The organism is Peribacillus alkalitolerans (assembly GCF_010882125.1).
Taxonomy (GTDB): Bacteria; Bacillota; Bacilli; order Bacillales; family DSM-1321; genus Bacillus_BN; species Bacillus_BN alkalitolerans.
The window spans coordinates 23,462-29,931 of sequence record NZ_JAAGVZ010000031.1 but is presented as its reverse complement, the minus strand read 5'-3'; the positions used below and the strand labels follow the sequence as shown (position 1 = coordinate 29,931).

General features: G+C 40.0%; 5 protein-coding genes. All 5 read right to left on the bottom strand.

Annotated features, from left to right (window positions below; all coding sequences use genetic code 11):
• Positions 1-132: 132 nt before the first annotated feature.
• A complete protein-coding gene (locus G3O09_RS20610; protein WP_163103312.1) occupies positions 133-930 on the bottom strand; it encodes a TIGR00282 family metallophosphoesterase in 798 nt (265 codons plus the stop codon).
• 193 nt (positions 931-1,123) lie between these two features.
• The gene (rny, locus tag G3O09_RS20605; protein WP_163103311.1) at positions 1,124-2,683 is read right to left on the bottom strand and encodes a ribonuclease Y; all 1,560 of its coding nucleotides are present in this window, start codon (positions 2,681-2,683) and stop codon (positions 1,124-1,126) included.
• Positions 2,684-2,961: 278 nt separating this feature from the next.
• Positions 2,962-4,005, bottom strand: a complete 1,044-nt coding sequence (gene recA, locus G3O09_RS20600) for a recombinase RecA (protein WP_163103310.1) — start codon at positions 4,003-4,005, stop codon at positions 2,962-2,964.
• Between the two features lie 540 nt (positions 4,006-4,545).
• The gene (locus G3O09_RS20595) at positions 4,546-5,781 is read right to left on the bottom strand and encodes a competence/damage-inducible protein A (protein WP_163103309.1); all 1,236 of its coding nucleotides are present in this window, start codon (positions 5,779-5,781) and stop codon (positions 4,546-4,548) included.
• A gap of 18 nt (positions 5,782-5,799) precedes the next feature.
• Complete coding sequence (gene pgsA, locus G3O09_RS20590; RefSeq protein ID WP_163103313.1) at positions 5,800-6,381, bottom strand: CDP-diacylglycerol--glycerol-3-phosphate 3-phosphatidyltransferase; 582 nt, start codon at positions 6,379-6,381, stop codon at positions 5,800-5,802.
• Between the last annotated feature and the right edge of the window lie 89 nt (positions 6,382-6,470).

Sequence of the window (6,470 nt, the reverse complement as noted above, 5' to 3'; positions counted from 1 at the left end):
GCTATGGACACCCTTGCTTTTGGCTAATGGTTCGCATATCCCAACGCCCATAGCGGACTTTCACCGCCTAGTTGATGAACATGCCTGGCACACCAAAAAAGCTGTCACCACGTAGATGGTGACAGCTGGATTTTAGAAGACTAACGGTTGGTCCTCATTGATAAGAATTCGTTCGATTTTTTTTGTATTACCTGTTTTCTCGTCAATTTCGAGGATGACTCCACTAAGGACCGTTCTTCCTTCCTTAGGAACCTCAAATCGTGCAGGTAAAGATGAGAGGAATTTTTTGATAATTGGTTCCTTACCCATGCCTAATATTGCATCATAAGGACCGGTCATTCCTACATCCGAAATATATGCCGTACCGCTTGGGAGGATACGATTATCAGCCGTTTGGACATGTGTATGCGTCCCTACCACAGCAGAAACTCGACCATCCAAATACCAACCAAGCGCTTGTTTTTCACTCGTTGCTTCCGCATGAAAATCTACGAAAATGACATTAGTTCGACGCTTGGCGATTTCAATCAATTCATCTGCCTTTTTAAATGGACAATCGAGTGGTGGCATGAATGTTCTGCCTTGTAGGTTCATGATCGCTACTTCAATTGAATTCCACTTTACAAATTTCAAACCTTCGCCGGGTGCTCCTTCTGGGAAATTTGCAGGTCTCACGAGATACTTTTCATTATCAATAAAATCAAAAATATCCTTATGGTCCCAAGCATGATTACCTAAAGTGACTGCATTAGCCCCCCACTCGAGGAATTGTCGGTAGATTTTTTCAGTAATTCCTCTTCCTGCTGCCGAATTTTCACCATTTATTACAATCGTATGTGGTTTATATTTTTCTTTTAACTTAGGTAAATACTCTTTTACCATATCTCTACCAGGAGAGCCTACGACGTCCCCAATAAATAATAACTTCATTCTAAAAGTCCTTTCTTGTTAACCATTTCTTCCAAACCATTGTACCTTTTTTCAGGAATGTTGTACAAATGACTATCCATATAAAAGTCACTTTGCTTCTAAGGGTAGTGTACTCACTGAGAAAATTGTTAAGTAGACATACAAAAAGGAGCGGTATTCTCACCGCTCCTTTGAAGTAAGATCTAAAAGATCTTTATTTTGCATATTCAACTGCACGCGTTTCTCGAATAACCGTTACCTTAATATGTCCAGGATAATCGAGTTCTTCTTCAATTCGTTTACGAATATCACGAGCTAAGCGATGTGCTTCTAAGTCATCAATCTGTTCAGGTCTAACCATGATGCGAACTTCTCTTCCAGCTTGGATTGCGAAGGATTTTTCAACTCCATCGTAGGATTCGGAAATCTCCTCCAGCTTTTCAAGTCGTCGGATATAGTTTTCAAGTGTTTCACTTCTAGCACCTGGTCTCGCAGCAGATAGTGCATCGGCAGCAGCAACAAGGACAGCGATGACTGAAGTTGGTTCAAAGTCCCCATGGTGGGATGCGATACTGTTAATGACAACAGGATGCTCTTTGTACTTTGTAGCCAATTCTACACCAATTTCTACGTGGCTACCTTCTACTTCATGGTCAATTGCTTTTCCAATGTCATGTAATAGACCAGCACGACGTGCAAGTGTTTCATCTTCACCAAGCTCAGCAGCCAGTAATCCAGATAGTTGAGCTACTTCCATGGAGTGCTTAAGCACATTTTGACCGTAGCTTGTTCTGAATTTCAAACGACCAAGAATCTTGATTAAGTCCGGATGTAGTCCATGAACTCCAACCTCGAAAGTTGTTTGTTCACCGATTTCACGTATATGTTCGTCGACTTCCCTACGTGCCTTATCCACCATTTCCTCAATACGGGCAGGATGGATACGGCCATCTTGCACTAGCTTTTCAAGCGCTAAGCGGGCTGTTTCACGTCTAATAGGATCAAACCCTGATAATATGACTGCTTCAGGAGTATCATCAATAATTAAATCAATACCTGTAAGCGTTTCAAGAGTACGAATGTTACGTCCCTCACGGCCAATGATACGGCCTTTCATTTCATCATTTGGAAGATTCACGACAGATACCGTAGTTTCTGCAACATGATCAGCTGCACAACGCTGGATAGCAAGTGAAAGGACTTCTTTCGCCTTTTTATCTGCTTCTTCCTTAGCTCGATTTTCAGTTTCCTTAATCATGATAGCAATATCATGTGTAAGTTCCTTTTCTACTCGATCTAGGATGATGGCTTTCGCTTCATCTCGAGTTAAACTCGAAATGCGTTCAAGCTCAGTTTGCTGCAAACGAATCATCTCGTCCACTTTGCTTTCCATCTCTTCAATATGCTGTTGTCTTTGGTTTAGAGAGTCTTCCTTTTTCTCTAGCTGATTTTCTCGCTTATCAAGCGAATCATCTTTTCGATCTAGGTTCTCTTCTTTTTGCAATAATCGATTTTCTTGTTTTGTTAATTCATTTCTACGTTCCTTAATATCACGTTCTGCATCGGAACGAAGCTTATGAATTTCATCTTTTGCTTCCAATAGGGCTTCCTTTTTCAAGGCTTCCGCTTCACGTTTGGCATCATCAATGATACGCTCCGCTTCACTTTTCGCCCCAGCTATTTTATTCTCAGAAATGCTCTTTCGAACAAAATAACCAACAGCTGCACCGACGAATAGGCCAAGCAAAATGGAGATGATATCTGTAATTTCCATACTTTCACCTCCCCTTGCTATGAACTTGTAACTAATGTTTGTCAGTTGGCATGTAAATTGCTACATTCATACAATTAACAAGCACTTTGGATTTTCACAATTTTTAATTCAAAAAAGAAAAAATGTAAAATATACATATTAATTGTAATTCCGTGAAATTTTATTGTCAAGGGTTTGTCCCTTCACGGTTCGCCAAAACATAAGAATTATTGCAATATATGCAATAATCTATACAAAATGAGACTTGGCATTCACTAGCCAAGTCTCATCTGTGTAAATTAATCGATCAATTGAAACTCATCTTGTTCGTTTTCATCCTCTGGAGCAATGTGTTCACCATCTAAATTATAATGATCGCGAATCTTTTTCATGACTTCAAGACGAAGTGAAGGGTTCTCTTTTAAGAATAGCTTTGCATTTTCCCTACCTTGGCCCAGTCGCTCATCATTATATGAATACCATGAACCACTCTTTTGGATGATATCCAAATCTGAACCCATGTCGATAATTTCTCCTTCACGGGAAATTCCTTCACCGTACATAATGTCCACTTCTGCTGCACGGAATGGTGGAGCAACCTTGTTCTTCACGACTTTAATTTTAGTTTTGTTACCGACAACTTCATTTCCTTGTTTCAGTTGCTCTGCACGACGGACTTCCAAACGTACGGAAGAATAGAATTTCAATGCACGTCCACCTGGAGTTGTCTCAGGGTTTCCAAACATGACCCCAACTTTTTCACGAATCTGATTAATGAAGATTGCAATTGTTTTAGATTTATTAATTGCCCCTGAAAGTTTACGAAGAGCTTGCGACATTAAACGGGCTTGCAGACCCACGTGAGAATCTCCCATTTCCCCTTCAATCTCCGCTTTAGGTACTAGTGCCGCAACAGAGTCGATGACAATAATGTCAACTGCGCCACTTCTTACAAGTGCCTCAGCAATTTCTAATGCTTGCTCACCCGTATCAGGTTGAGATAATAACAATTCATCAATGTTGACACCAAGCTTTTGAGCATAGTCAGGATCTAATGCATGCTCGGCATCGATGAATGCTGCTTGTCCACCACGCTCTTGTACTTCAGCAATGGCATGTAATGCAACCGTAGTTTTACCAGAACTCTCTGGACCGTAAACTTCAATGATTCTTCCTCTTGGATATCCACCTACACCTAACGCAACGTCCAATGCTAAGGAACCACTGGAATAAGTTGAAATCTTTCTATCTGTCTGTTCTCCAAGCTTCATGATGGAACCTTTACCGAATTGCTTTTCTATTTGCTTTAACGCCATTTCAAGTGCCGCTTGACGATCGCTCACTAGAGTTCCTCCTTTATATATATAACCGGTATGTACCGATCAGAAATCCATAAGTATTTTAATAGGTTTTTGAGTTTGTCTCATCTCAATTCCTATATCTACTATAAACTCTTTTCTTTCGTTTGCCAAGTAAAAAAACGAACATTCATTCGATTTTTTTAGTAGAGTAAATGTTTGGAAAATCAAATTTCTTTCTAGGTGAAAATCGGATTTTAATTGCAATAGCTATATTGATAATGCAATTTTCACCTTAAAAAATTTTTTTCAGTTATAGCATTGCAGATTTGTTTACTAAAAATCTATTAAAAATGCACTTTCTCTTAGATTGTTGTCTATATAGTTTGTCCGTTGATTGCAGCTCCAGGCACTTGCTTTCCGCGGGGAGGGCTGTGAGCATCCTCGGCGCTTTACGCCTGTGGGGTCTCACCTGTCCCGCTGCCCCCGCAGGAGTCTCGCACCTTCCGCTCCAATCAACCTGTTTATTAACCGTTTGCTTTAACAAATCTAATTTTAAAAAAGAGTAGACCAGTTTATTCTGGCCTACTCTTGTAAACTATTTAATAGAATTTGACAGCCATGCTTAACTGTACGTATTCTAATAGAATTTCTATTACCTGCAAGATTAAGTGGATATGCAACAGTAGGCTTTCCTTCCCTTGCCAACCCTATCCAAACAGTGCCAACTGGCTTTCCTTCCACTTCATCGGGGCCAGCTACACCAGTAAAACTGATACCAATATTTGCTCCTAGTTTTAGCCGAACATTTTCAGCCATTTCCTGAGCGCATTGTTCACTTATTACTCCGAAGTCGGCTATGGTATTTTCCTTAACATCCAGAAGGTTTATTTTTGCTTCATTTGAATAGGAAACTATTCCACCCATGAAAATAGAACTTGATCCTGGAAAGGTAGTTATTTCTTCCTGGAACATGCCACCTGTCAAGCTTTCCGCACACGCTATGGTAAGCTCAAAAGATGACAATGAACGAAAGACCTCATTTATTAATGAACTGGTCCCATATCCATAATGGAATTCGCCAACTCGACTTAATATTTCCTGTTCTACCCCTTCAATCAATTGCATGGCTTCTTCATGATTAGAATGTTTTGCAGTAATACGCAAGGTTACTTCTCCATCTGAAGCTAGAGGGGCAACGGTAGGATTTTGGTAATCCAATAGATCGACTACTTTAGTTTCAAGGGCTGCTTCTCCAATCCCAAAGAAACGAAGCACCTTGGAATAGATTCGTTCCTTGCTGTTTGTTTTTTTATACAGAGCGGGTACCCCATAAGTAACGAACATTGGCTCCATTTCTTTCGGAGGACCTGGTAATAACATATAAGAAATTCCTGAACGAGTTAAAAGCATGCCAGGAGCCATTCCGTTATCGTTAGGAAGAACTTCCGAACCCTCTAATACCAATGCTTGTTTTTTGTTGTTTTCCGTCATTTCTCTTCCAGTTTTCTCAAAATACTGTTTAATGGATACTAGAGCGTCTTCATCCATGACAAGTTTCCTGGTTAAATGTCGCGCAATGGTTTCCTTTGTTAAATCATCCTTGGTAGGCCCTAGCCCACCCGTAAAGATAATTAAATTGGACCTATCTTCAGCAACCTCTAAAGCTTTTTCAAGACGAGTCGGATTGTCCCCAACAACGGTGTGATAATATACATTAATCCCTATTTCGGCCAGCTGCTGAGATAAAAATCTTGCATTTGTATTAACGATTTGTCCTAAAAGTAATTCTGAACCAACTGCAATAATTTCAGCATTCAAGCCAATTCACTCCATTCATTACTTAGATTGTTTAAACACTTCTTTGTTTTTAATGAAATAATCCCAACCAGACCAGATGGTAAAGAACATCGCAATCCAAAGGGCGATTGTGGCGAATGGGAAAGAAATCAATTCGAACGGAAGATTATGTAATAATAATGCTGAGATGGCAATGATTTGTGCCCAAGTCTTTATTTTCCCGAGCATGTTTGCCGCTACCACCTCACCAGTACCAGCCAAGATAAGCCTAAGACCTGTCACGGCAAATTCACGGCTAATAATGATGATGACTATCCAAGAAGGAGCCATTTGAAGTTCTACCAATACGATTAAAGCGGCTGAGACCAATAATTTGTCAGCTAATGGGTCAAGGAATTTCCCCAGATTGGTTACTTGATTCAGTTTCCTTGCATAATAGCCATCAATCCAATCCGTTGTAGAAGCAATGATGAAAATGGCTGCACCTACAAGGTGACTCACGGGAATAATCACATCACCTAACGTTACAGATCCCCACGAAAAAGGAAAAAGCATAATAAATAGAAAGAGTGGAATTAGTAAAATTCTTGAGACAGTAATTTTATTTGGTAAATTCAAAATAAAAACCTCCAACAACAATAATAAAGTAAAGAGCAGATTACAAAAAGAAGTGCCGCCCGCCACAACGAACGACACCGAATGGTTATAGG

Excerpts from the sequence above, each read along its gene's own strand:
- rny (WP_163103311.1), bottom strand. The coding sequence starts at position 2,683 with ATGGAAATTACAGATATCATCTCCATTTTGCTTGGCCTATTCGTCGGT.
- G3O09_RS20610 (WP_163103312.1), bottom strand. The coding sequence starts at position 930 with ATGAAGTTATTATTTATTGGGGACGTCGTAGGCTCTCCTGGTAGAGAT.